Origin of the sequence: Arthrobacter sp. NPDC093139, from assembly GCF_044754165.1 — a bacterium.
Taxonomy (GTDB): domain Bacteria; phylum Actinomycetota; class Actinomycetes; order Actinomycetales; family Micrococcaceae; genus Arthrobacter.
This window is the reverse complement of the sequence record NZ_JBIVOO010000004.1, coordinates 102,144-126,822: the sequence shown is the minus strand read 5'-3', so window position 1 is coordinate 126,822 and position 24,679 is coordinate 102,144. Positions and strand designations below refer to the sequence as shown.

General features: G+C 64.6%; 22 protein-coding genes. 12 read left to right on the top strand and 10 right to left on the bottom strand.

Annotated features, from left to right (window positions below; translation table 11 throughout):
* Positions 1–6: 6 nt before the first annotated feature.
* Positions 7–555 carry a DoxX family protein gene (locus ACIP90_RS08470; RefSeq protein ID WP_400578510.1) on the bottom strand — a complete coding sequence of 183 codons (549 nt, stop codon included), beginning with the start codon at positions 553–555 and terminating at the stop codon, positions 7–9.
* A gap of 302 nt (positions 556–857) precedes the next feature.
* Between ACIP90_RS08470 and ACIP90_RS08465 the strand changes: the two genes are divergently transcribed.
* On the top strand, positions 858–1,760 hold the full coding sequence (locus ACIP90_RS08465) for a sigma-70 family RNA polymerase sigma factor (RefSeq protein WP_400578508.1): 903 nt from the start codon (positions 858–860) through the stop codon (positions 1,758–1,760).
* Positions 1,757–2,017 carry a mycothiol system anti-sigma-R factor gene (gene rsrA, locus ACIP90_RS08460; protein WP_205655327.1) on the top strand — a complete coding sequence of 87 codons (261 nt, stop codon included), beginning with the start codon at positions 1,757–1,759 and terminating at the stop codon, positions 2,015–2,017. The genes ACIP90_RS08465 and rsrA overlap by 4 nt, the downstream gene beginning before the upstream one ends.
* 92 nt (positions 2,018–2,109) lie before the next feature.
* Here the strand turns inward: rsrA and ACIP90_RS08455 are convergent, their stop codons facing one another.
* From ACIP90_RS08455 to ACIP90_RS08435, 5 genes are all read right to left on the bottom strand, one after another.
* Positions 2,110–2,184 (bottom strand): 50S ribosomal protein bL37, encoded by a 75-nt coding sequence (locus ACIP90_RS08455; protein WP_369299106.1) that lies wholly within the window; start codon positions 2,182–2,184, stop codon positions 2,110–2,112.
* Between the two features lie 106 nt (positions 2,185–2,290).
* Complete coding sequence (locus ACIP90_RS08450; protein WP_400578506.1) at positions 2,291–2,908, bottom strand: PadR family transcriptional regulator; 618 nt, start codon at positions 2,906–2,908, stop codon at positions 2,291–2,293.
* On the bottom strand, positions 2,908–3,735 hold the full coding sequence (locus ACIP90_RS08445; RefSeq protein ID WP_400578504.1) for a DUF4097 family beta strand repeat-containing protein: 828 nt from the start codon (positions 3,733–3,735) through the stop codon (positions 2,908–2,910). Before ACIP90_RS08445 ends, ACIP90_RS08450 begins: the two co-directional genes overlap by 1 nt.
* A gap of 89 nt (positions 3,736–3,824) precedes the next feature.
* On the bottom strand, positions 3,825–4,424 hold the full coding sequence (locus tag ACIP90_RS08440) for a GDSL-type esterase/lipase family protein (protein ID WP_400578502.1): 600 nt from the start codon (positions 4,422–4,424) through the stop codon (positions 3,825–3,827).
* Between the two features lie 172 nt (positions 4,425–4,596).
* The gene (locus tag ACIP90_RS08435; RefSeq protein WP_400578500.1) at positions 4,597–8,406 is read right to left on the bottom strand and encodes a multifunctional oxoglutarate decarboxylase/oxoglutarate dehydrogenase thiamine pyrophosphate-binding subunit/dihydrolipoyllysine-residue succinyltransferase subunit; all 3,810 of its coding nucleotides are present in this window, start codon (positions 8,404–8,406) and stop codon (positions 4,597–4,599) included.
* 562 nt (positions 8,407–8,968) lie between these two features.
* Between ACIP90_RS08435 and ACIP90_RS08430 the strand changes: the two genes are divergently transcribed.
* From ACIP90_RS08430 to ACIP90_RS08410, 5 genes are all read left to right on the top strand, one after another.
* Entirely contained in the window at positions 8,969–10,378 is a 1,410-nt protein-coding gene (locus tag ACIP90_RS08430; RefSeq protein ID WP_400578498.1) for a hemolysin family protein, read from the top strand.
* Positions 10,375–11,445, top strand: coding sequence for a hemolysin family protein (locus ACIP90_RS08425; protein WP_400578496.1), 1,071 nt, complete (start codon positions 10,375–10,377; stop codon positions 11,443–11,445). Before ACIP90_RS08430 ends, ACIP90_RS08425 begins: the two co-directional genes overlap by 4 nt.
* Positions 11,446–11,620: 175 nt before the next feature.
* Positions 11,621–12,547, top strand: coding sequence for a metal ABC transporter solute-binding protein, Zn/Mn family (locus tag ACIP90_RS08420; RefSeq protein WP_400578494.1), 927 nt, complete (start codon positions 11,621–11,623; stop codon positions 12,545–12,547).
* Positions 12,544–13,359: a metal ABC transporter ATP-binding protein gene (locus ACIP90_RS08415; RefSeq protein ID WP_400578492.1), complete on the top strand. Its 816-nt coding sequence runs from the start codon at positions 12,544–12,546 to the stop codon at positions 13,357–13,359. The genes ACIP90_RS08420 and ACIP90_RS08415 overlap by 4 nt, the downstream gene beginning before the upstream one ends.
* Positions 13,359–14,234, top strand: coding sequence for a metal ABC transporter permease (locus ACIP90_RS08410; protein WP_400578490.1), 876 nt, complete (start codon positions 13,359–13,361; stop codon positions 14,232–14,234). Before ACIP90_RS08415 ends, ACIP90_RS08410 begins: the two co-directional genes overlap by 1 nt.
* Positions 14,235–14,283: 49 nt before the next feature.
* On the opposite strand, the gene ACIP90_RS08405 is transcribed toward ACIP90_RS08410, so the two are convergent.
* Positions 14,284–14,781 carry a Fur family transcriptional regulator gene (locus ACIP90_RS08405; RefSeq protein ID WP_400578488.1) on the bottom strand — a complete coding sequence of 166 codons (498 nt, stop codon included), beginning with the start codon at positions 14,779–14,781 and terminating at the stop codon, positions 14,284–14,286.
* 94 nt (positions 14,782–14,875) lie between these two features.
* Between ACIP90_RS08405 and ACIP90_RS08400 the strand changes: the two genes are divergently transcribed.
* A complete protein-coding gene (locus ACIP90_RS08400) occupies positions 14,876–15,532 on the top strand; it encodes an MBL fold metallo-hydrolase (RefSeq protein WP_400578486.1) in 657 nt (218 codons plus the stop codon).
* On the opposite strand, the gene ACIP90_RS08395 is transcribed toward ACIP90_RS08400, so the two are convergent.
* The gene (locus ACIP90_RS08395; RefSeq protein WP_400578484.1) at positions 15,529–16,611 is read right to left on the bottom strand and encodes a PLP-dependent cysteine synthase family protein; all 1,083 of its coding nucleotides are present in this window, start codon (positions 16,609–16,611) and stop codon (positions 15,529–15,531) included. The genes ACIP90_RS08400 and ACIP90_RS08395 overlap by 4 nt on opposite strands.
* Positions 16,612–16,700: 89 nt before the next feature.
* On the opposite strand from ACIP90_RS08395, the gene ACIP90_RS08390 reads away from it, so the two are divergent.
* Genes ACIP90_RS08390 through ACIP90_RS08380 form a run of 3 tightly spaced genes read left to right on the top strand, consistent with a single transcriptional unit; the run spans position 16,701 to position 19,191 of the window.
* Complete coding sequence (locus ACIP90_RS08390; protein ID WP_400578483.1) at positions 16,701–17,588, top strand: sulfurtransferase; 888 nt, start codon at positions 16,701–16,703, stop codon at positions 17,586–17,588.
* Entirely contained in the window at positions 17,585–18,766 is a 1,182-nt protein-coding gene (locus tag ACIP90_RS08385; protein ID WP_400578481.1) for an NAD(P)-dependent alcohol dehydrogenase, read from the top strand. Before ACIP90_RS08390 ends, ACIP90_RS08385 begins: the two co-directional genes overlap by 4 nt.
* A complete protein-coding gene (locus ACIP90_RS08380) occupies positions 18,763–19,191 on the top strand; it encodes an HIT family protein (protein WP_400578479.1) in 429 nt (142 codons plus the stop codon). The genes ACIP90_RS08385 and ACIP90_RS08380 overlap by 4 nt, the downstream gene beginning before the upstream one ends.
* Before the next feature lie 23 nt (positions 19,192–19,214).
* On the opposite strand, the gene hrpA is transcribed toward ACIP90_RS08380, so the two are convergent.
* Positions 19,215–23,171, bottom strand: coding sequence for an ATP-dependent RNA helicase HrpA (hrpA, locus tag ACIP90_RS08375; RefSeq protein WP_400578477.1), 3,957 nt, complete (start codon positions 23,169–23,171; stop codon positions 19,215–19,217).
* A gap of 215 nt (positions 23,172–23,386) precedes the next feature.
* Positions 23,387–23,554 (bottom strand): hypothetical protein, encoded by a 168-nt coding sequence (locus ACIP90_RS08370; RefSeq protein ID WP_309986925.1) that lies wholly within the window; start codon positions 23,552–23,554, stop codon positions 23,387–23,389.
* Between the two features lie 81 nt (positions 23,555–23,635).
* Between ACIP90_RS08370 and ACIP90_RS08365 the strand changes: the two genes are divergently transcribed.
* Positions 23,636–24,604: a helix-turn-helix domain-containing protein gene (locus ACIP90_RS08365; RefSeq protein ID WP_400578474.1), complete on the top strand. Its 969-nt coding sequence runs from the start codon at positions 23,636–23,638 to the stop codon at positions 24,602–24,604.
* Positions 24,605–24,679: the final 75 nt, after the last annotated feature.

Below are 24,679 nucleotides of genomic sequence, written 5' to 3'. Positions count from 1 at the left end.
TCCTGCCTATGCCCCCACTGCATGGTCGACTGCCCTGCGGACGGCTTTGTCGGCCTTGTGCAGCTTCTTCCCGGTGGTCTTGCGCGCGTCCGAGGCCAGGTGGCTCGCGGTCTTCCGGGCATCAGCGGCGAGGTGCTCGGCGCGCCAGGCCAGGCTCGGCTTGCCGGCGGTGTCCACGGAGGCCAGCAGCACGCCGCCGGTCAGGGTGACGTTCTTGAGCAGCTGGGTACGGCGGGCGTCACGGCCTTCCTTGCTGCTGATATCAGCGCTGCGCCATTCAACGAACGCGTTCAGGGCTGAGATGACTGCCAGGAGGCCGGCCGACAACCGGGCAGCCTTGCCCGTCGCGAACAGGAGGCCTGCGCCTACCTGGGTTCCGCCGATGACCCGGGCCAGGACAGCCTCGCTGGTCTGGAAGGGAAGTGCATCGGCAGCACGCCGCAGCAGGGGGGACAACTGTTCCACAGTGTCGTCCGCATTCCTGAGCTTGTCCACGCCGGCGAGGACGAAACTTGAAGCCAGCATAGGGCGGGCGAGAAAACGGACTAAGGACATGAATTTCCTCCTGGATGGACGAGCCGCGGTGACTGCGGCGGAGTCGGTTCTAGTCTTGCACTTTTGCGGAATATTTGCCCGCCGGACACCGTTGTGCTGTGCAGGTCCGAAATGGCCGGGACGACAGTCCCAGGCTGTTCCCGGGATGAAAGCATGGCTGGGTGCCCTCCGGGCAGCCCTGTACGGCGGAATGTGAAACCGCACCGCGGCAGTGGAACGGCTTCGCAGTGCCGGAACGGCTGCGGAGTCAAGACCGCAGGATTGCGCCGGCCATGCAGAACGCGTGAAGTGGAGATGGAGCTTTGACTTTGGTGAAAGACGCTGTGGGTTTGCGGGGACCGATCGACGTGGCCGACTTTGAGGTGCGTGAGTTCGGCATGTCGCAGGGGGAATCAGCCGCTGTTTCCTATGGCGCCGGATCCCTTTCCGGAAGCGGCTCCGGTCCGGTCCGGCGGGTGACAGTAGACTTGAAGGCAATGAGCACCGTGGATCCGGCCGTAGAGGCCACGCAAGAGGACGCCGGAAACGACGCAGAGGACATCAGCACTCCGCAGGCCGCGGCGCCGGCGGAGGAAATTGATGTCGCCGCCGAAAGCCCGGAAGAACGCCGGGTCCGGTTTGAGCGCGACGCCATGCAGTATGTGGATCAGCTGTACTCGGCTGCGATGCGGATGGCACGAAACCCGTCCGACGCGGAGGACCTCGTACAGGAGGCCTACACCAAGGCCTTTTCTGCGTTCCACCAGTACAAGCCGGGCACCAATTTGAAGGCATGGCTGTACCGGATCCTGACCAACACGTACATCAATCTTTACCGGAAGCGTCAGCGTGAGCCGCTGCAGTCCAATTCGGACACCATCGAGGACTGGCAGCTCGCCCGGGCCGAGTCGCACACGTCGAGCGGGCTCCGTTCTGCGGAGGCTGAGGCCCTGGACCACCTACCCGACTCGGATGTCAAGCGCGCGCTGCAGGAGATCCCAGAGGAGTTCCGGCTGGCCGTCTACTTCGCGGACGTAGAGGGCTTCGCTTACAAGGAAATCTCAGACATTATGAACACTCCCATCGGCACTGTCATGTCGCGGCTCCACCGCGGCCGAAAGATGTTGCGCGACATGCTGGCTGACTACGCCGCCGAACGGGGATTCAAAGCTGCTGCCGACCCCAATGCAGCAGCAGAAAGCAACAAACAGGAGAACAGGAAATGAGCGACTGCCAGGGATTGGGCGATTGCGACGACGCCCGGATGCAACGTATCTACGAGTATCTGGATGGTGCCCTGACCCGCAGTGACATTGCGGAGATCAAGCATCATCTTGATGAGTGTCCGGAATGCACAGAGCAGTATGACCTTGAGTGCGTCATCCGCAACATGGTCAAACGGTCGTGCACCGAAGCCGCTCCGGCGAACCTGAAAAACGCGATCCTGGACAGAATCCACAACATCCGGCCAGTGGACGCCTGACGCAGGCCCGGTCCCCAATCTCTTAAACAAAGTGCCCCCGCAACCGTCAGGTTGCGGGGGCACTGCGTTTAAGCTTCGGTTCAAGCCGTGGCTTAGGTGTTGGGGCGCTTCCCGTGGTTAGCGCCGCCACGCTTACGGTCACGACGTTTACGTGCACGCTTGCTCATAGCTGGCCTCCTTAATATCGGTACTCGAAAGAGCTGCCCTCAAGTCTCCCACATCAGGGGACGGGCCGCGAACCGGCGGCATTATGGGACGGGGCGCCGGGGAAGCTTATTCCTTGAGGGAATTCCGGATCGAGATACGTGCCTGGTCGAGGACCGTCCTGACAGTTTCGAGCGTCACCGGTGTGATGGGCTGGGTGACTGCCTGCGTGCGGAGTTCCACGCGCAGGTCGTCCCTGAAGGACTGAAGCAGCATTTCCGCTTCCATGAGCATTCGCTGGGCATCGGGTGAGTTACGGGATGCGGCGGACGCGCGGGCTCCGGCCAGCGTAGCTGTCGACCGGGCGGCTTCCGCGGAGGCGGCCAGATCTGCCCGGAGGCCGCGCATATTACTGCGGATGTCAGCGCGGAGGTCGTCCGCCAGCCTGCGTACCGAGGCCGAAATGTCCTTTTCCACGCCCGCGAGCTCGTCCCTCCGGCTGTTGAGCTCGGCCAGGCCGGCAGCTGTGATGCGATAGTTGGTGCGCCTGCCCTCCGACTGCGTGGCCACCAGTCCCTCTTCCTCCAGCTTTCCCAGCCGCGGATAGATGGTGCCGGCGCTTGGGGAGTATGTGCCGGCAAACCGCTCGCTGAGCGCCTTGATCAGTTCATAGCCGTGCTTGGGGCCGGATTCCAGGAGGGCGAGCAGATAGAGTCGCAGAGCCCCGTGGGCAAAGACGGGTGGCATCAGAGCCCCGTTTCTGCATCCGCCGGAGCCGGGCTGTGGAAGATGGACGTCTTCCCGGATACCGAGTTGGTCCGAACCAGCATCAGTTTCGTATCGGGACCGGTGATGGTCTGTACAGTGCCTCCGGGCAGGACGTAATTTTGGTTGTCGATCACTACCGCCCCGCTGGCCGATTTGGCCACGATGTCGACGCCGACGTCGTGCGGAAGCCGAATCGTGAGGTTGCCGGAAACCGAGTTGGCCCCGAAATCGTGGGTGAAGTCCTGGAGGTCAAAGCTCATGTCGCCGCTGACGGTGTGGGCCCGGATGTTGGTGAACCGGCCCGACGCCGTAACCTCGCCCGAGACGCTCTTCGCCGTCAGCACGCCCCGGTGGTTCCGGGCTATGACTTCGCCGCTGACTGTGTTGACGTGGAGGTCACCGGCCGTGCCGTCCGACATAACGGAGCCCGAGACGGTATTGAGCCTGGTGTGGCCGCTAATCCCCGAAACCAGTCCGTCGCCGCTGACGGTTCCGGCCTCGACGTCGACGCCGGCGGGCAGGGCGATGCTGACCACCACTGAGTTGTCGCTGCTGTTGTTGACGGCGCCCATCAGGTTCTTGAACCAGCCCTGCGGGCCATGCAGCTGGTGCCTGACCTCCAGCCGGCCATTTGTCACCGACACTGCCAGTGGGTCACCGTGAACGTCCGACACCTCAATCCGGGCCACGTTTTCCGCATGGGTGACGATGTCGAACCGGCCGCGGACAATACCGAGCTTCAGCGACGAGACGCCGTCGACGTCGATGGTTTGCGGGCCGGTGACGGTCCAGGAACTGTCTGCCATGACTCCTCCAGTTGCGATATATCGTGATTATGCGGCAACCATACATCCGTCCGGTGCCGCGATCAAGATATATCGCAAGTGGAGGCTCCTTAGTCCGGAGTGTCCACTCGCAGCCACTGGAACCAGCCCCGGTGGAGAACAAGCCAGGCCATCAGGCCGTAACCGGCCTGACCGGGAGTGCCGCCGTTTGCGGCCAGGTCCTGGCGCCACTGTTCATGGTTGAGCAGCGGCGTGAAGGTGTCCACGTAGAGATGCTTGCGCCGGGTGGTGACATCCGAGAACGCGGTGTTGAGTTCTCCAAGCCGGCGGTTTTGGGCAGGGTCCAGGGTGGGCGGCGGTCCCACGACGAAAACCTCAAGCCGCTTCTGGGTTGCGGAATCAAGGATGTTGGCCAGATTCAGCCTGCTCCGGGCAGTGGACAGGCCGAACTCCACATCGCGCCCCGACAGGCCAATGACCAGGCGGTTCTCATGCAGGTCACTGAACCGGCGGCCGGCTTCCTCCAGCCAGCGGGCCGCCAGGCCCTCGGTGCCTTCCTGCGGGCAGGGGAGGGCGTAGCTCTCAACAATCATGCCGTCCTGTGGAGTGCGGGCCAGGACGCGGCCCAGCCAGCCCAGCGCCCGGGGATCCCCGAGGCCGGCCAGCAGTTCATCTCCAACAGCTGCGATGCGCAGCTTCCTGTCTTCCACTACTACCTCTTCACTTATATTGAGGGCTTGCCCTGAGTGCCGGGCACCCCTGCTCGACGGCCTGATCCGGATACTGTTCGGGCTTCCCCGGCTGTGTCCATTAACTCATGCCGATTAAACAGAACTGCCCGGCTGGAACGGTATGTCACCGTCCGGCCGGGCAGCTGAACTGCTACTTGCGCGCGAATGCCTGCTTCAGGAGCGTATCCTGCTCGGCAGCGTGCCGCTTCATGGAACCGGCGGCCGTGGATGCCGACGCCGGGCGCGAGACCAGACGGATCTTGCGGTCCAGTGCCTGCGGCAGGTTCAGGCCCATAAACGGCCACGGACCCTGGTTCGCGGGCTCGTCCTGCGCCCAGACGACCTCGGCGTTGGGGTACTTGGCCAGTTCCGCTTCGATTTCCGCGTGCGGCAGCGGGTAGAGCTGCTCCACACGGACAATGGCGGTCGTCTTGTCGTCCGTCTTCTGCCGGGTGGAGAGCAGGTCGTAGTACAGGCGGCCGGAGACGAGGAGGACGCGTTCGACGGCGTCCGCCTGCAGCTGCTCATGCTCGCCGATGACCGGCTGGAAGCCGCCGGTGGTGAAGTCCTCCACGGCCGACGCGGCAGCCTTGAGGCGCAGCAGCTGCTTCGGGGTGAAGATTATGAGCGGCTTGCGCGGACGGCTGTAGGCCTGGCGGCGCAGCAGGTGGAAGTGCGAGGCGGCTGTCGTCGGGTTGGCCACGATCATGTTTTCCTCGGCGCACAGCTGCAGGAAGCGCTCGATGCGGGCGGAGGAGTGGTCCGGGCCCTGGCCCTCGTAGCCATGCGGAAGCATCAGCACCAGTGATGAGCGCTGGCCCCACTTCTGCTCGGCGGACGAGATGAACTCGTCGATGATGGTCTGCGCACCGTTGACGAAGTCACCGAACTGCGCTTCCCAGAGCACCAGGGCATCGGGCCGCTCCACGGAGTAGCCGTATTCGAAGCCCATGGCCGCGTATTCGGACAGCAGGGAGTCATAGATCCACAGCTTGGCCTGGTTGTCGGAGAGGTTGCCCAAAGGCAGCCACTCGTTGCCGTTGGCGCGGTCGTGGAAGACGGCGTGGCGCTGAACGAAGGTGCCGCGGCGCGAGTCCTGGCCGGCGAGCCGTACGGGCACGCCCTCCATGATGAGCGAACCGAAGGCAGCGATCTCGCCGAAACCCCAGTCGATGCCGCCTTCACGGGACATCTGCTCGCGCTTCTCGAGCAGCTGCTTGAGCTTCGCGTGGACAGTGAAGCCCTCCGGGATTTCCAGGTGTGCCTTGCCGATCCGGGCCAGCGTGTCGGCCGAAATAGCCGTGGACGCAGGGGCGTTCGTGCCGAAGTCCGACTGCTGGGCCTGGGGCCGCTCGATGTCCGACACAGCGGCGGAATCCGCCGTGATGATCGGGATCGGAGAAGTCTGCGCCGCATGGGTTTCGGCGAAGACCCGCTCGAGCCGCTCCTGGTAGTCGCGAAGCAGCTGCTCTGCCTCTTCCTCGGTAATGTCACCGCGGCCAATCAGTGATTCGGTGTAGAGCTTGCGGACCGAACGCTTGGCTTCGATGAGGTTGTACATCAGCGGCTGGGTCATCGAGGGGTCGTCACCCTCGTTGTGGCCACGCCGCCGGTAGCAGACCATGTCGATGACAACATCCTTGTGGAACTTCTGGCGGAACTCGTAGGCGAGCTGGCCGATGCGGACCACAGCCTCGGGATCGTCGCCATTCACGTGGAACACCGGTGCCTGGATCATCTTGGCGACGTCCGTGGAGTAGGTGGAGGAGCGGGACGAGGACGGGGCCGTGGTGAAGCCAACCTGGTTGTTTACCACGACGTGGATGGTTCCGCCGGTGCGGTAGCCACGCAGCTGGGAGAGGTTGAGCGTCTCAGCCACGACTCCCTGGCCCGCGAACGCTGCGTCACCGTGGACCATGATGGGCAGCACGGGGAAGGCCTCGCCCTGGTCAAGACGGTCCTGCTTGGCGCGGACGATGCCTTCCAGCACGGAGTCCACGGCCTCCAGGTGGGACGGGTTGGCGGCCAGGTAGACCTTCGTCTCGTTGCCGCTGTCCGACGTGAACGTGCCCTCGGTGCCCAGGTGGTACTTGACGTCGCCCGAACCCTGCACCGAGCGGGGATCCTGGGTGCCCTCGAACTCGCGGAAGACCTGAGCATAGGTCTTGCCGGCGATGTTGGTGAGCACGTTGAGCCGGCCGCGGTGGGCCATGCCGATGGCAACCTCGTCCAGCCCGTCGTCGGCCGCATCGGAGATGATGGCGTCAAGCAGCGGAATCAGCGACTCGCCGCCCTCGAGGGAGAAGCGCTTCTGGCCGACGAACTTGGTCTGCAGGAACGTCTCGAAGGCCTCTGCGGCGTTGAGCTTGGAAACGATGCGCAGCTGCTCTTCACGGCTCGGCTTGGAGTACGGGTGCTCCAGCTGGTCCTGGAACCACTTGCGCTCGGCAGGCTCCTGGATGTGCATGTACTCGATGCCCGTGGTGCGGCAGTACGCGTCGCGGAGCACGCCGAGGATCTCGCGGAATGTCAGCTGCGGCTTGCCGCCGAATCCGCCCGTGGGCCATTCGCGGTCCAGGTCCCACAGCGTGAGGCCGTAGGTGAGGACGTCGAGATCCGGGTGCTTGCGCTGGACGTACTCAAGCGGATCGGTGTCCGCCATGAGGTGACCGCGGACGCGGTAGGAGTGGATCAGCTGCTGGATCCGGGCAACCTTGTTGATCTGGTCCGACGGATCCACCTGGAGGTCAGGGCTCCAGCGCACCGGCTCGTAGGGGATGCGCAGGGATTCAAAAATGTCGTCGTAGAAGTTCTGGGCACCGAGGAGGAGCTGGTGGACCAGCTTCAGGAACTCGCCGCTGCCTGCGCCCTGGATGACCCGGTGGTCGTAGGTGGACGTCAGCGTGAGGACCTTGCTGATGGCGTTGTGCGCAATGATCTTCTCGCTGGCACCCTGGAATTCGGCAGGGTAGTCAAGGGCGCCGACGCCGATGATGGCGGCCTGGCCCTTGGACAGGCGGGGAACAGAGTGAACGGTGCCGATGCCGCCCGGGTTGGTCAGCGAGACCGTAGTGCCCTGATGGTCCTCGGCGGTCAGCTTGCCGTTGCGGGCGCGCTTGATGAGGTCCTCGTAGGTGTGCCAGAACTCCGAGAAGTTGAGGGTCTCAGCCTTCTTGATGTTCGGCACCATCAGCAGGCGTGTGCCGTCAGGCTTCGGCATGTCGATGGCGATGCCGAAGTTCACGTGGGCCGGCTGGACGGCGACGGGCTTGCCGTCCACCTCGTCGTAGTACACATTCATCGAGGGGAACTGGGAGAGCGCCCGGATGACTGCGTAACCGATCAGGTGCGTGAATGAGACCTTGCCGCCGCGGGCCCGGGCCAGGTTGGAGTTGATGACGACGCGGTTGTCGATCAGCAGCTTGGCCGGAATCGCCCGGACGGACGTGGCGGTGGGCACCTCGAGGCTGGTGACCATGTTGGTTGCAATGGCCTTGGCGGGACCGCGAAGGACGGAGACAACGTCTTCCTCCGGCGCGGTGGGCGCCTTCACGTTCTTGGGGAGCTGTGCCGGAATGGGCTGGGCGCCGGTGCCCGCCTCGGCCTTCTTGGCGCCGTCGCGGGCCACCGTGGCCGGGGCCTTCTTCGCAGGTGCGGCCGGCGACGTTGCCGGCGCGGCTGCAGGTGCTTGCGGAGCAGGAGTTGCGGAAGCCGGGGCCTTGGCCGGAGCCGGGGGCGCTACAACCGGCATTTCGCGCGTAGCTGGGTGGGCCGGCGGCACTGCCGCGCCGGGGGCGCCGTTGGACGTCGGGCCGTTGCTGCTGTCAAAAGATTCGAACAGGGGCCACCATTTTGCATCGACCGTATTCTTGTCCTGCTGGTAACGCTCGTACAGTTCGTCAACGAGCCACTCATTTCCGCCAAATTCCTCTGGTAGACGGTGGCTAGGCTGCTCTGGCACTTGAAATACGCCTCTTCCATGAGTTTGAATTCCCTCTGGTTGCCAAGGTGCCACGGCACAACAATCGAACCAGTTTCTGTGTCCTATGAACCCAGACCTCTGCCAGTCTAGTTACGTTCGATGGTTAACCGCCAATAAGCGTGACCCAAATCATGTTGCCGCTGATTTGTGGCGTGGGTCCGGCAAAAATCCGGCCGAAACTGTGCGTTGGCAGTGGCCGTGGACGCTGTTCCGGAATCCCGCAAGCGGGCCGGGCTGGGGGCCGTTGGCACCGCCGAGCCCGCCTGTGCTCCTGTAGACTGCAATTCTTATGGACAGTAAATCTAGGTGCCGGCCTGGGGGCTGTCAGCGGAGCAACATCAGCACTCCCGCACAGCCCGCCCGCAGTGCCGGCAAACCCCGTTCACGATCCCGTCAAAGTCAGTCGCTGCACTTCGCCGGGACCTCCCTGAAAGCAGCGCAGGCCTCGGCCGACCATCCTCCGCCTGGCCGTTCGAAGCGCCCTGTATGCCGCCCCTGCTCCCGGAGCCGCAGCGCCGTGCCGGCCCAGGCAGGCTGCTAAATGGAGTGGCTTCTTCTCGCAGCGGGTTTCCTGCTGATTTTCGGCACCGGTTTCTTCGTCGCCGTCGAATTCTCTCTCATAGCCCTTGACCAGCCCACGGTGCAGCGCGCCGTGGACGACGGCGACGCCGCGGCAGTCCCGCTCCTTAAATGCCTGAAATCGCTGTCCACGCAGCTGTCCAGCTGCCAGCTCGGCATCACCATGACCACCCTCTTGACGGGCTATGTGATGGAACCGTCGGTCGGGGCGCTGCTGCATGCGCCGCTGGCGGTGCTGGGCCTCCCGGAAGCGGTGGCCAAATCTGTCTCGCTTGTACTCGCCATGGTGATCGCCACGCTGCTTTCCATGGTGCTTGGCGAACTTGTTCCGAAGAACATGGCGATCGCCCTGTCGTTCCGCATCGGCCGGGCATTGGCGCGGCCACAGCTGATGTTTACCGCCATCTTCAAGCCGGCCATCCTTCTCCTTAACGGATTCTCCAACAGGGTGCTGCATGTCTTCGGACTTGAAGCGAAAGAGGAGATTTCAGGGGCGCGGACACCCGCGGAGCTTGCCTCCCTGGTCCGCAGGTCGGCGGCCATGGGGACCTTGGATCCGGGTACCGCAAACTTTGTGGCCAGGACCTTGAACTTCTCGGGCCGGACGGCCGCCGATGTGATGACCCCCCGCATCCGCGTCGAAACCATCGACGCCGACCAGCCCGTCTCGGATATCGTCGACGCCGCACGCCGCACCGGATACTCGCGCTTTCCGGTCATCGGCGATTCTGCAGACGACATCCGCGGACTGGTGCACGTGAAGAAAGCCATTGCGGTGCCCTCCGAACGCCGGCAGAACCTGGAGGCCGGCGCGATCATGACAGACGTTCTCCGCGTCCCGGAGACCATCCACCTCGACGCCCTGCTGGCAGAGCTGAAGGAAGGCAACCTGCAGCTTGCGGTGGTGCTGGACGAGTACGGCGGAACTGCGGGCATCGCCACCTTGGAGGATCTCGTCGAGGAAATTGTGGGGGAAGTGGCTGACGAGCATGACAAGGTTCGGCCGGGTCTGCTGCAAAGCGCCTCGGGAGACTGGTACTTCCCCGGCCTGATGCGGCCGGATGAACTGTCTGAACAGATTCCCGGGCTCAGTGTTCCGGACGAAGCAGCCTATGAAACGGTGGGCGGCTACGTCATGAGCGAGCTTGGCCGCATAGCCTCAGTGGGGGATACGGTCACGGTGGGCGGTGGCACCCTCAGCGTAACCCGCATGGACGGCCGCCGGATCGACCGCATCTGCTTCAAACCGGACCGCGAGCCCAGCGGGGGCTCCGCCGTCGACGTGTCCGCGGAGACCGGCCATTCCCGCAGGGGCTCGGTCAGGAATGGTTCGTCCAGGCACAGCTCGTCAAGGAACGGCGGAGCGGCATGAGCGACTGGGTTGGAATTCTCTGGCTGGTCCTGCTGCTGTTCGGCAACGCTTTCTTCGTGGCGGCCGAGTTTGCGGTGATGTCTGCACGGCGCAGCCAGATCGAGCCGCGGGCTGACGCCGGCTCCATGCGTGCCCACACAACCCTGCGGGCCATGGAGAACGTCTCGCTGATGCTGGCCTGTGCGCAGCTCGGCATCACGGTCTGCTCCCTGCTGATCCTGCTGGTGGCGGAACCGGCCATCCACCACCTGCTGGCTGTTCCACTGGAAGCGCTCGGCGTGCCCAAGGAGCTTGCCGACGTCGCCGCCTTTGGCGTGGCGCTGATGGCGGTGACATTCCTGCACGTGACGTTCGGGGAGATGGTGCCGAAGAATATTTCTGTCTCCGTGGCCGATAAAGCCGCCCTGCTCCTGGCCCCGCCGCTCATGTTCATCGCCCGGATAGTGAACCCTGTGATCGTTACGCTGAACTGGTCGGCAAACCACATCCTCAAGCTGATGCGGATCCAGCCCAGGGACGAGGTCAACTCCTCTTTTACCTTGGAGGAAGTCCAGTCCATCGTGCAGGAGTCAACCCGTCATGGACTCGTGGATGATGATGCCGGCCTCATTACCGGCGCACTCGAGTTTTCGGAATATACTGCCGCGGATGTCATGGTTCCCCTGGAGCGCCTGGTCATGCTGAAGACCTCGGCGACGCCGTGCGAGTTTGAGAAGGCGGTGAGCCGTACGGGGTTTTCGCGGTTCCCGATGGTGGACGAAGACGACATGCTGTCCGGTTACCTGCACATCAAGGATGTGCTCTCGATTCCTGAATCCGGCTATCAGCACCCCATTGCCGAAAGCCGGATCCGGTCGCTGGCCAACCTCCCGCGCGACGCGGAGATTGAGACCGCCATGTCCGTCATGCAGCGTACGGGTTCGCATCTGGCGCGCGTGATCGGTCCCGACGGCCAGACTGAGGGGGTGCTCTTCCTGGAGGACGTCATCGAGCAACTGGTGGGCGAGATCCGTGACGCCACCCAAGCTAAGGGCATACGCCGTCTGGGGCAGCCCGATGGTGAATAGCAGGAGCGGTAGTTGCCCTCGGTCTCCCCTAAATAGGAATCATTCCCATTTAGGGGCTAGACTTGGGCAATTGCAGATCCCGCAAAGCCATACCCAGAACCGAGGTTTTCCCTTGCGCCGTACCCGACGTGTTCTCCGTACTTCCCTGACCGCAGCCGTAGCCTGTGCCGGCCTGATGCTGACAGCCTGCGGCTCCCCGGCAGCATCCTCGCCCAACTCCTCGGCGCCGGCTGAGGATGGCGTCTCCGTTGTCACGTCTACGGATGTGTACGGCGACATCGTCAAGGCCATCGGCGGCGGCAAGGTGGACGTCAAGGCCATCATCACGAAATCGAGCCAGGACCCGCACTCGTATGAGGCCAACGCCCAGGACAGGCTTGCAATCTCCAAGGCGGACCTCATCGTGGAGAATGGCGGCGGCTACGACGATTTCATCCACAAGATGGCGGACGACAGCAAGATCCCGCACGAGAACATTGTCAGTGCCGTGGAAGTATCGGGCCTCGCGCCGGAGGAAGCCGGCGGTCACTCGGAAAGCAGCAAAGACAGCCACGCACACGAGCACGGCGAGTTCAATGAACACGTCTGGTACAGCGTGCCGGCCATGGGGCGGCTGGCCGATGCCGTCGCCACCAGGCTCGCAACGCTCGCGCCCGCTTCGTCAGCAGAATTCACAGCGAATGCCGCTGCCTTCAAGTCGCGGCTGAGCGACCTTGAGGGCAAGCTCGCCGCGGTCAAGGCTGCCCACGGCGCCTCCCGCGTCGCGGTAACGGAACCTGTCCCGCTCTATCTGCTGGAAGCGGCCGGCCTGGAAAACCGCACTCCGGAAGAATATACGGCCGCCATCGAAGAGGGCAGCGATGTGCCCCCGGCGGTGCTGCGGGCCGCGACCCGGCTTGCGGCTTCGCCGGAGGTCAGCTTCCTCGCCTACAACGAACAGACCGAAGGTCCGCAGACGGAGGCCCTGAAAAATGCGGCCGAAAAAGCCGGTGTCCCCGTCGTGCAGTTCAGCGAAACCCTGCCCGACGGCAAGACCTACCTGGAGTGGATGACGGACAATGTTCAGAACATCGATAAAGCCTTGGAGACGAAGAAACGTTGAATCCAGTGATCAGCCTGCGGGAAGCTTCCTTGAAGTTTGGCAGGCGGGCACTCTGGGAAGACCTGAACCTGGACATCCACCCGGGGGAGTTCTTCGCGGTTCTGGGACCTAACGGGAGCGGAAAAACCAGCTTCCTCAAAGTGCTGCTCGGGCTTCAGGAACTGCACTCCGGCACTGCTTCCCTCGGCGGGCATCCGGTGGAACGGGGGAGCCACCTTATTGGCTATATCCCGCAGCAGAAGCCTTTTCCTCCGGACACGCCCATGCGGGCGAGGGACCTGGTGGGGCTGGGCGTCGACGGCCACAGGTGGGGGATCCGGCTCGGAAACGCCAAGGCGGACCGCCGGATCGATGAACTGCTCGAGCTCGTGGGGGCCGCCGAATATGCCAAGGTCCCGGTGGGGCAACTCTCGGGGGGAGAGCAGCAACGGCTGCGGGTGGCGCAGGCCCTCGCCACCGACCCGAAAGTGCTGCTCTGCGATGAGCCGCTCCTTTCACTGGACCTGCATCACCAGCAGGCCGTCAGTGCGCTCATCAATGACCAATGCCACGAGCAAGAGAGCGCCGTGGTGTTCGTGACCCACGAAATCAACCCGATCATCGACTATGTCGACAGGATCCTTTACCTCGCCGGCGGCCGGTTCAGCGTGGGGACGCCCCACGAGGTGATGACCACCGACGTCCTGTCGGAGCTGTACGACAGCCACGTCGACGTGATCCACGCGAACGGAAGGATCGTCGTCGTCGGGCTGCCGGATGCGACGACGCACCACCATGACGATGCCCGCGCCGCGGCGGGGGATGGCGTCTGATGGATCTGGAAAGCATTCTGCAGTCGGTCTTCAACTTCGATAACTACGGCGAGCTGCTGGTCCTCGTCCAGAACTCCCTCTGGGCCGGAGCAGTACTAGGCCTGCTCGGGGGCCTGGTGGGCACGTTCGTGATGAAGCGCGACCTCGCCTTCGCCGTCCACGGCATCTCAGAGCTCTCGTTCGCCGGGGCAGCCTTTGCGCTGCTCATCGGGGCCGACGTTGTATTCGGCTCCCTGATCGGGTCCGTGGCGGCAGCGCTGCTGCTCGGGTTCATGGGCGTCAGGGCGCGCGACAAGAATTCGATCATCGGCGTAATCATGCCCTTCGGGCTGGGACTGGGCATCCTGTTCCTCTCCCTGTACGAAGGGCGGGCGGCGAACAAGTTCGGCCTGCTCACCGGCCAGATTGTCTCGGTGGATACGGTCCAGCTGCAGGCCCTGGCCGGCACCGCCATGGTGGTGATGGCGGGCCTGATCGCCATTTGGCGGCCGCTGAGCTTCGCGAGCGTCGATCCTGAACTGGCGGAGGCGCGCGGCGTGCCCGTCCGCTTGCTTGCCCTGGTGTTCATGGTCCTTCTGGGCGTGAGCGTGGCGCTCTCGATCCAGATCGTGGGGGCGCTTCTCGTGCTGGCACTGCTGATTACGCCCGCGGCGGCTGCCCTGCGTGTGACGTCCTCACCGCGGCTGGTAGTGATCCTCAGCGTGGTGTTCGCCATGGTCGCGACAGTAGGCGGCATCCTCCTCGCCTTGGGCGGCCGCATCCCCATCAGCCCCTACGTAACAACGCTGTCTTTCGTGATCTACGTCGTGTGCCGGGTCATCGGCAGCGTCCGCGCGAAACGCGGGCTCAACGGCAGGGTCCTGCGGACTGCCTGATAGCCGGTAAGCACTCTTCCAACTGCTGAGCGCCCTGCCTGGCGCCCTGTTATTCGGCCTTTTTATCAGCCTGTTGGTCGCTCTGCCTGGTGTCGGCCTTCCGCGCCGAGCAGGCGGGGCAGAGGCCGTAGATCTCGACGGTGTGGGCCATCTCGGTGAAGCCGTGCTCCTGGGCTGTTTTGGCGGCCCAGGTCTCCACGGCAGGCGCTTCCACTTCCACGGCCTTGCCGCAGCTCCTGCAGAGGAGATGGTGGTGGTGCTCGGTGACGGCACACCGGCGGTAGACGGCCTCGCCGTCGCCGTTGCGGAGCACGTCCACGAGGCCTTCGTCGGCAAGGGACTGCAGGATACGGTAGGCGGTGGCCAGGGAGACCGAGACCCCTTGGTTCTGCAGGATCCGGTACAACTCCTGGGTACTCACGAAGTCATGCAGCTCATCCAGTGCGGCACTTACCGCCAGTCGTTGCTTCGTGACCCGTTGCTCTTTCCCGCCAGCCGCAACGAGAGGGGTCAGCGGCCTGCCTTCAGCGCTGGCGCCGTGTGGCATGAATGGACTCGCTTCGCTAAGGGATACTTGCGTGTTCAAGATTACCAGCCGGAGGCCCGTGGACACTTATCGGCCGGTTCCCTAGGCTGGCCGGATGAAGCTGACCAAATTCACGCACGCCTGTGTCCGCCTGGAAAAAGACGGACACGTCCTGGTCATCGATCCCGGAGGGTATTCCGAATCCGCCGAAGCGCTCGACGGCGCCCACGCCGTCCTCATCACCCACGAGCATCCTGACCACGTCGATGTGGCCGTGGTGACCTCGGCGCTTAAGGACAACCGCGAGCTGGAGCTGTTCGCACCGGGCGGTGTGGCCGAGAATCTCCGAAAGGAAGCACCCGATGCCGGGTCCCGCGTTCACACGGTTGATCCCGGAACGTCCTTCGACGCGGCCGGGTTCGGGATCAGGAGCTTCGGCGGGCAGCATGCACTGATTCATCCGCACGTTCCCATAGTGGCCAACATCGGCTACCTCGTGGATGAAAACGTGTACCACCCCGGTGACTCCTTCATCATCCCGGACGGCATCAGCGTCAAGACTCTCCTGGTCCCGGTTCATGCGCCGTGGAACAAGGTCAGCGAGGTGGTGGACTTCGTCATTGGAGTACGCGCGCCGCGGGCGTTTCCGGTCCATGACGCGCTGCTCAACGGCACGGGCCTGGAACTCGTGGAAGGCCACGTCAAGCGGCTGGGTGCCAAATACGGCACGGAGTTCACCCATCTCTCCGCCCGGGAATCGGTGGACGTCTAAGCGTTCCAGACCCCGGAATCGAAAAACTCCCGGATGGTTCGCTCATGCGGCCCAGGGTCCAGCCCCTGCGCGGCAAGCCACGCCGGGCTGTAGTAGTTACCCGCATAGCGATCGCCGCCGTCGCACATGAGCGAAACAATGCTGCCGCGCTGCCCCTGGGCGATCATCTCCGCCACCAACTGCCAGACTCCCCAGAGGTTCGTTCCCGTGGAAGGCCCCGCGTGGAGCCCTGCCAGTCCGTGGAGGTGGCGCATGGCCGCGACGGACGCGGCGTCGGGCACCTGGATCATGCGGTCGATCACCGCCGGCACGAAGCTGGGCTCCATCCGTGGCCGTCCGATGCCCTCGATCCGCGAGGGGCGGCCGGTGCTGAAGTCTGCGGCTCCGCTGCGCCAGCCCGGGTAGAACGCCGAGTTCTCGGGATCCACCACTGTCAGCCCCGTGTCATGCTGGTGGTAGCGGAGGTACCGGCCGATGGTTGCGCTGGTGCCGCCCGTTCCGGCGCCCACCACGATCCAGCGGGGGACAGGATGCTCTTCCAGCGCGAGCTGCCCGAAGATGGATTCGGCGATATTGTTGTTGCCCCGCCAGTCTGTGGCCCGTTCGGCGTAGGTGAACTGGTCCATGTAATGGCCGTTGCTGGTCGCTGCCACCTCCGCCGCGGCCGCATAGACCTCGGAGGCATGATCGACCAGCAGGCAGGCGCCGCCGAACTGCTCTATCAGTTCAATCTTTTCGGGGCTGGTGGTGCGCGTCATGACGGCTATGAACGGCAGCCCCAGCATCTGCGCGAAGTAGGCCTCGGAGACTGCGGTGCTGCCGCTGGACGCCTCCACAATGGTCGTCCCTTCCGTGATCCAGCCGTTTACCAGGCCGAACAGGAACAGGGACCGGGCCAGTCGGTGCTTCAGGCTTCCGGAGCGGTGCGTGGATTCGTCCTTGAGGTACAGCTGGACACCCCAGTGCTCCGGCAGCGGCACGGAATAAAGGTGCGTGTCCGCCGAGCGGTTGTTCTCAGCATTGATTTTACGGACGGCCTCATCCGCCCATGCCCGGGCGCCGCTGGGTACTTTGTTCACCGCATCAGCCTACCGGCGGCCGGATTGATCGGCGGCTAGAGTTGGTGCTGCCTGCCGGCAAAGTGCCGGTCCAAACGGAAGGAGACCTGGTGGAAACCCTCATGGACGCGCCTGCGCTGAACGCACGGCTTGCATCCGGCCAGCGCACTGTACTGCTGGATGTCCGCTGGAAGCTGGGCGATCCGGACGGCCGCCGGCACTACCTCGACGCCCACATACCGGGTGCGGTGTACGTTGACCTTCCCACCGAGCTGGCCGAACCTGCAGAGCCCGCCCGCGGCCGCCACCCGCTGCCTCCGCTGCCCAGCCTTCAGGCTGCCGCCCGCCGCTGGGGCATCCGCACAGGTGACGTGGTGGTTGCCTATGACGACGCCGGCAACACGTCCGCGGCCCGTGCGTGGTGGATGCTCCGCAACGCCGGTTTCCGAAGCGTCTGCCTGCTCGACGGCGGCCTGGCCGCCTGGCGTCGGGCCGGCTTGCCGCTGCGGGGCGGGCAGGAGGAACCAGCCCCGGGCGATGTAACGCTCACCGACGGCGCCATGCCCGTTATCGACCGGGCACAGGCGGCGGACTGGGCCAACCAGGGCGTTCTGCTCGATGCACGTGCCGGTGAACGGTACCGCGGCGAGGTGGAACCGGTGGATCCGCGTGCCGGCCACATTCCCGGCGCTGTCAGCGCCCCCACAACCGAAAACCTCGACGACGCCGGGCGCTTCCTTCCGGCACGCGACCTCCGGCAGCGGTTCGCGCGGCTGGGCGCGGATGGGGAAACCCCGACGGCGGTTTACTGCGGCTCCGGTGTCACCGCCGCCCACCAGATTGCGGCACTTGAAATCGCGGGGATCACCGCAGCACTGTTTCCCGGGTCCTTTTCGGAGTGGTCCAACGATCCTTCCCTGACCGTCGCGACCGGTGCCCCGGCTGGCACTGTTCCGGCTGGCACTGTTACGTCTGCTGAAGGTAGCGTCGCAGTATGACTCCTGGACGCCCCGTACCGCCCCCGCTTGCCCTGCACATTCCGCGCGCCGATGATGTTTCCCCCGACGCGGCGCCGGAGGAAGCGGCGGACCCCCGGCAGGGACGGCTGGCAGCCGCCCGCGGCGCCGTCTCCAGCACCGGCGGCCTGGTGCCGCTCACGGTCGCCAGGCGTGCACCGAAGGCTGACGACGTCGAAATTGACATTGAGTTCTGCGGCCTGTGCCACTCAGACGTGCATGCCACGCGCGGTGAGTGGGGCACGCAGAACTATCCGCTGGTGCCCGGGCATGAAATTGTGGGCAGGGTCAGCCGTGTGGGTTCGGACGTGGACGATTTTGCCCCTGGCGACCTCGTGGGCGTGGGCTGCATGGTCGACTCCTGCCGCGAATGTGACAGCTGCCTCGACGGACTCGAGCAGTACTGCGAGCGGGGCATGACCGGCACCTACGGGGCCAGGGATGCCCGCAACGGCGATGCCGTCACGCAGGGAGGCTATGCATCGTCCGTGGTGGTGGACCGCCGCTACGTCCTGCGGGTCCCTGAGAATCTCGACACTGCGGCGGTGGCGCCGCTGCTGTGCGCCGGCATCACCACGTTTTCGCCGCTTCGCCACTTCGGCGTCGAGGAGGGCGATGTGGTGGGCGTCGTAGGCCTCGGCGGCTTGGGCCACATGGCCGTCAAGCTGGCCAAAGCCATGGGTGCCGAAGTGAAGGTCTTCACCACGTCGGAGTCCAAGGTTTCAGCGGCCCTGGAGCTCGGTGCCGACGGCGTCATCCTTTCCAGCGATGCGGACGCCATGGCGGCTGCGAACCGCAGCATCGATCTCATCATCGACACCGTCGCGGCACCGCATGACCTGAACCCGTTCTTCCGCACGCTGCGCCGGGACGGGGCGCTGTTCCAGCTGGGGCTGCCCTCCGAGGCCATGCCGCCCGTGAACCCCGGCGCACTCATCAGGCGCCGCATTGCCTATGCGGGCTCACTGATCGGCGGCATCGCCGAAACGCAGGAGATGCTGGACTTCTGCGCAGAGCACGGAGTGGTGTCGGACGTCGAGATTGTCGGGGCCGACCAGCTCAATGACGCGTATGACCGGATGGTCGCGGGCGACGTCAAGTACCGTTTTGTCCTGGATACAACCACCCTGCAGGAACCGTCGGAAAGGGCTGACGCATGAGCACGCTGTTCACCAAGATTCTCAACGGGGAAATCCCGGGACGTTTTGTCTGGCGCGAGCCGGACGTCTCGGCGTTCCTGACCATGGGCCCGCTCGCCGACGGCCACACCCTCGTGGTGCCCACTGAGGAGGTGGACCGCTGGACGGACGCGTCGCCGGAGACCCTGGCCAAGGTCATGGAGGTGGCCCGCCGTATCGGCGCGGTCCAGGTGGAGACGTTCGGGGCAGCCCGGGCAGGCCTCATCGTGGCGGGCTACGAGATCAACCACATGCACGTGCATGTCTGGCCGTCCAACAGCATGGCGGAGTTTGATTTCAGCACAGCGGACCACAATCCGGACCCTGCCCGGCTCGACGCCAACGCCGAAAAGCTCCGCGCCGGGCTGCGGGATGCCGGTTACAGCGAGTTCGTGCCGGAGGCCTAGGACAACGACGCCCGAACAGCGGCCTAAGCTGCGAGGGCCTTGTTCAGCACGGCACGGATCCGCTTCTCCGAGACGGAGTAGGCCGTGCCAAGTTCGACGGCGAACAGGCTGACCCGCAGTTCCTCGATCATCCAGCGCACCTGCGTGAGCTCAGCCCCCGCACGGCGGCCAGGCAGCAGGGCTGACACGGCGTCGTCGTACTCATCCTCCAGACGCTGCACCGCTGCCATGCTGAGGGCATCGCGCTGCACGTTCCCGGGCAGTTTTTCGAGGCGTTTTTCGATGGCGGCGAGGTAGCGGGGAAGCTGGCTCAGCTGCGCGTAGCCGGTCCGGGCGACGAACCCGGGAAACACCAGCTGCTCCAGTTGGCTCCTGATGTCGTTGAGCGCGCTGATGAGCGCCAGGCTGGTGGTGCCCTTGAGCTGCTTTTCGATCCGCCGCGTGCTGGCGAGAACGCGCTCTACGACGGCGGTAACGCCGAAGACGGTGTCGATCAGCTCCGCGCGGACGTGCTCATACAGTGCATCGAAGGAGGCACGGTCCCAGGGCAAGTCCGCCGGGGTGAGCTTGTCGATCGCCGCGAGCGCGCAGTCGGCGATCAAGGCTGACACGGACCCGTGCGGGTTCTGGCTAAAGGTCAGTTTCTCCGTGTTGTTGAGATGTTCCAAGACATAGCGGTCCGGCGAGGGCACCCTGAGGGCCAGCAGGCGGATGACGCCGCCGCGCATGGCCTCCTGCTGCTCGGACGCGGACTGGAACACCCGCAGTGCCACGGACTTCCCTTCGTCCACGAGCCCGGGGTAGCCCGTCACAGTATGCCCCTTGACCGTCACGCTGACTTCGCGCTGCACAGTGCCGAAGGACCACTCGGTCAGGCCGGACTGTTCCGTGAAACCCTGCGCTGATTGCGCGCGGCCGTTACGGGCCGGCGGGGCTGAAGCCTGCGGGCCCTTCTTGGCGGTGCGCTGTCCCGCGGTGGCAGGTGTGGCTCCCAGTGATTCTGCGATGGCACGCCGTGTGGCTGGTGCAAGCCGCTCCTGCAGCGCTTCAAGGTCCTTGCCCTCGTCCAGTACTTTGCCGCGGCTGTCCACCACTTTGAAGCTCACGCGCAGATGCTGCGGAACTGCCTCCCAGTTCCAGGAACCCGGCGGGATGATGTGCCCCCGCAGCCGCCGCAGCACCAGTTCGAGGGATGACTCAAGATCGTCCTCGGCAGGATCGAAATCGGACTCCAAGGCAGCCACTGCCTGCCGCGCCACATCCGGAGCGGGAACAAAGTTTTTCCGGACCTGCTTCGGCAGGGACTTGATCAGCGCGGTGACCAGCTCCACCCGCTGGCCGGGAATCAGCCAGCGGAAGGGGGCGTCTTCAAGCTGGTTCAGGAACAGGACCGGCACCTCGGCGGTAACGCCGTCGGAGGGGTTGGGCGGCGATCCGGGCGCCACCGGGTGGAATTCGTAGCTCAGTGGCAGCTCGAAGCCTTTGTGCAACCAGGTCTTGGGATAGGCGGATTCGTCCAGGGTATCGGCGTCTTCACTGAGAAGCAGTGATTGGTCGAAGTCAAGGAGGGACGGGTCCTGCTGCCGGGCTTCCTTCCACCAGCGGTCGAAGTGCCGTTCCGAGACAACTTCCTTGCCCACGCGGGCGTCGTAGAACTCAAAGAGGGTTTCGTCGTCCACCAGCAGGTCACGGCGGCGCATCCTCGCTTCGAGTTCCTCGACCTCCTGGAGCAGGGCACGGTTCCGGTGGAAGAACTTGTGGTGGGTTTTCCAGTCGCCCTCGACCAGCGCGTGCCGGATGAAAAGCTCGCGGGCCAGAACGGGGTCAACCTTGCCGTAGTTGATCCGACGTTGGGCGATGATGGGCACGCCATACAGCGTGACCTTTTCGTACGCCATGACGGAGCCCATTTTCGTGGACCAGTGCGGCTCGCTGTAGCTGCGCTTGACCAGGTCCGGGGCCACCTGTTCGGCCCATGCCGGTTCAAACTTCGCCGCGACCCGGGCCCACAGTCGGCTGGTCTCCACCAGCTCCGCGGCCATGACGAAGGTGGGGGACTTCTTGAACAGGGCCGAGCCCGGGAAGATGGCGAAGCGGCTGCCGCGCGCCCCCGCGTATTCCCGCTTGCGCTCATCGAGGATGCCGATATGGCTCAGCAGCCCGGACAGCAGGCTGATGTGGACGCCCTCGTGATTGCCGACGGGGTCGGCCTGCCGCTTGTTGTCCAGGCTGATGCCGAGGGGCCGGGCGAGCTGGCGCAGCTGGGCGAACAGGTCCTGCCATTCGCGGACACGGAGGTAGTTGATGAACTCATTGCGGCACAGCCGGCGGAACTGGGTGGAAGAGAGCTCCTGCTGCTTTTCCTGGATGTAGTTCCACAGGTTCAGAAAGCCGGTGAAGTCGGAATTCTCATCTCGGAATCGGGCGTGCTTTTCCGCGGCCAGTTGCTGCTTGTCGGTCGGGCGCTCGCGCGGGTCCTGGATCGTCAGGGCCGCTGCCAGGATCATGACTTCGCGGACACAGCTGCGTTTTCCGGCTTCAACGATCATGCGGCCCAGCCGCGGGTCCACCGGCAGCTGCGCCAGTTTCTGCCCGACGGCGGTCAGGCCGCCGGTGTTGCGGTCGGAACCGTTGCCGGCGGTTGCGCCTGTCTTGGCCGTGCCCGCTGTTGGCGTACGCAGGGCGCCGAGCTCCCGGAGCAGGGTGACGCCGTCGTTGATGGCACGGGAATCCGGAGGCTCAACGAACGGAAAGCTTTCAATGTCCTTGGGCCCGCGTGCCACACCCATGGCCGTCATCTGCAGAATTACCGCGGCCAGGTTGGTACGCAGGATTTCAGGGTCCGTGTACAGCGGGCGGGATTCGAAGTCCTCCTCGGAATAGAGCCGGATGGCGATGCCGTCTGACACACGGCCGCAGCGGCCCGAGCGCTGGTTTGCCGAGGCCTGCGAAACCCGTTCGATCGGCAGGCGCTGGACCTTGGTGCGGTGGGAGTAGCGCGAGATGCGGGCGGTACCGGTATCGATGACGTACTTGATGCCTGGAACGGTCAGGGAGGTCTCGGCGACGTTCGTCGCGAGCACGATCCGCCGCTTGCTGCCGGGGTTGAAGACGCGGTGCTGCTCCTGCAGGCTCAGCCGCGCGAAGAGCGGAAGCACTTCCGTGGCGGCGAGGCGCCGGTTGGATTGGATCCTGGCGTTCAGTGCCTCCGCGGCGTCCCGGATTTCGCGCTCGCCGGAGAAGAAGATGAGGATGTCGCCGGGTGCTTCGAGTGCGAGTTCGTCGACGGCGTCACACACGGCATCCAGCGGGTCACGGTCCTCCTCGAGCTCGTCGTCGGAGGCGTTCTCGTCGTCAGCGCCCCCCGACGGCTGCGACAGCGGCCGGTAGCGGATCTCTACGGGATACGTGCGCCCCGACACTTCCACGATCGGTGCGGCTGCGTCCTCGGAGCCGAAATGCTTCGCGAAGCGTTCGGGATCGATGGTGGCGGAGGTGATGATCACCTTCAGGTCGGGCCTCTGCGGCAGGATCCGTTTGAGGTATCCGAGGATGAAGTCGATGTTCAGGCTGCGCTCGTGGGCTTCGTCGATGATGATGGCGTTGTACTTGCGGAGCAGCTTGTCCCGCTGGATTTCGGCCAGCAGGATGCCGTCGGTCATGAGCTTGACCTTCGTGGAGCGGCTGACCTCTCCGGTGAAACGGACCTGGAAGCCGACTTCCTGGCCGATCTCCACGCCCAGTTCGGAGGCGATGCGCTCTGCCACTGTCCGGGCGGCCAGCCGCCGTGGCTGTGTGTGGCCGATCAGTCCGTTCTCACCGAGTCCCAGTTCAAGGCACATCTTGGGGATCTGGGTGGTTTTCCCCGAGCCGGTCTCGCCGGCAATGATGGTCACCTGATTGGCGGCGATGGCGGCCATCAGGTCCTCGCGGCGCTCGGAGACCGGCAGCTCGGCGGGGTAGGAGATATGAAAAGTCATGGCTGGAACCAGTCTACTGCGGCCGGCGCGGGCTTTACGGACCGTTCGGCGGGGTCGCCGCCCCAGGCTTGGCTCACATGAAGATGGAGATAATGCCCCCTGCGGTCCACCCCTCGGATATCGCACTCGGCTGACACCGACACTCTGCAACAGCAAAGGACCCGGCATGAGCCGGGTCCTTTGCTGTTGGCGGCGGGTATTGGGAGCGTGTGCACCTAGAAGTTGCGCACGGTGTAGTTGCGGCTGGGCAGGTCGAGTGCGGACCAGTCCCGGATCGAGTATTCCGGCGGCGTGTGTCCGCGACCGTCCCGCACGACGGCGGTAAGGGAGGCAACCACTGAGATGAGGATCAGGACAACGAGGGCGATTCCGAAGATTTCCATAGCTCCATGGTTCTCCTGGCGGGGTGAGGAAAAAAGTGGCAGAAATGACTATAAAGAACAAATTTCTGCCATACTGGATTCATGCTCAAGTCAGTGGCAGTCATCGTGGTTCCCAACTTCTCCATCTTCGAGTTCAGCACCGCCTTTGAGGTGTTCGGCATCGACCGTTCGGACCGGGGCACCGGCGTCCCGAAATTCGATTTCCGGGTTTGTGCGCCCGAGCCGGGGGACATCCCCCTCAAATCCGGTCTGACCATGCACGTCAGCCTGGGTCTCGAGGCCGCAGCGGACGCGGACCTTGTGATCATGACACCCTACGGCCGGGATGAAGACGTCCCCGAGGAAGTGCTCGAGGCCCTTCGGGCGGCGCATGCGCGGGGCGCATGGGTCATGTCCATTTGCTCCGGCGCGTTTGCCCTGGCCCGGGCGGGGCTGCTGGACGGGCGGCGCTGCACCACTCACTGGCATTACTCCGGCGAGCTGGCAGCGAAGTTTCCCAATGTCCAAGTGGACGAAAATGTCCTCTACGTCCAGGACGGCCAGATCATTACCAGCGCCGGAACCGCGGCAGGCATAGACGCCTGCCTGCATCTGGTACGTGTGGAGCTCGGCGCAGCCGTGGCGGCAGCCATAGCCCGGGACATGGTGGTGCCACCACACCGCGACGGCGGACAGGCCCAGTTCATTGACCGTCCCATGCCGGAATGCGGATCGCAGCCGATGGAGGAACTCCTGCGGTGGATGGTGCAGAACCTGGACGAGGAGCACCCCGTCCACGAACTTGCCGCCAGGGTGCATATGTCACCCCGGACCTTCGCCCGCCGCTTCCGTGCCGAGACGGGCGCCACGCCGGCGGCATGGCTGAATTCCCAACGGGTATTGAGGGCCCAGGAATTGCTTGAATCTACTGAACTGAATATCGATGAAGTGGCCCGGCAGGCCGGGTTCGGCCACCCCGTGCTGCTGCGCCACCACTTCGCCAAAGTGCTGGACACCAGCCCGCAGTCCTACCGCAGGGCATTCCGTGGCCAGTTGACTACGGCCGGCTAGGGCTGCCGCCGCCATATCGGCGTGTATGGGCAGCGCCGCTGCCTCGTCTGGGTTCAAACTCCAGGCGCCCACTGG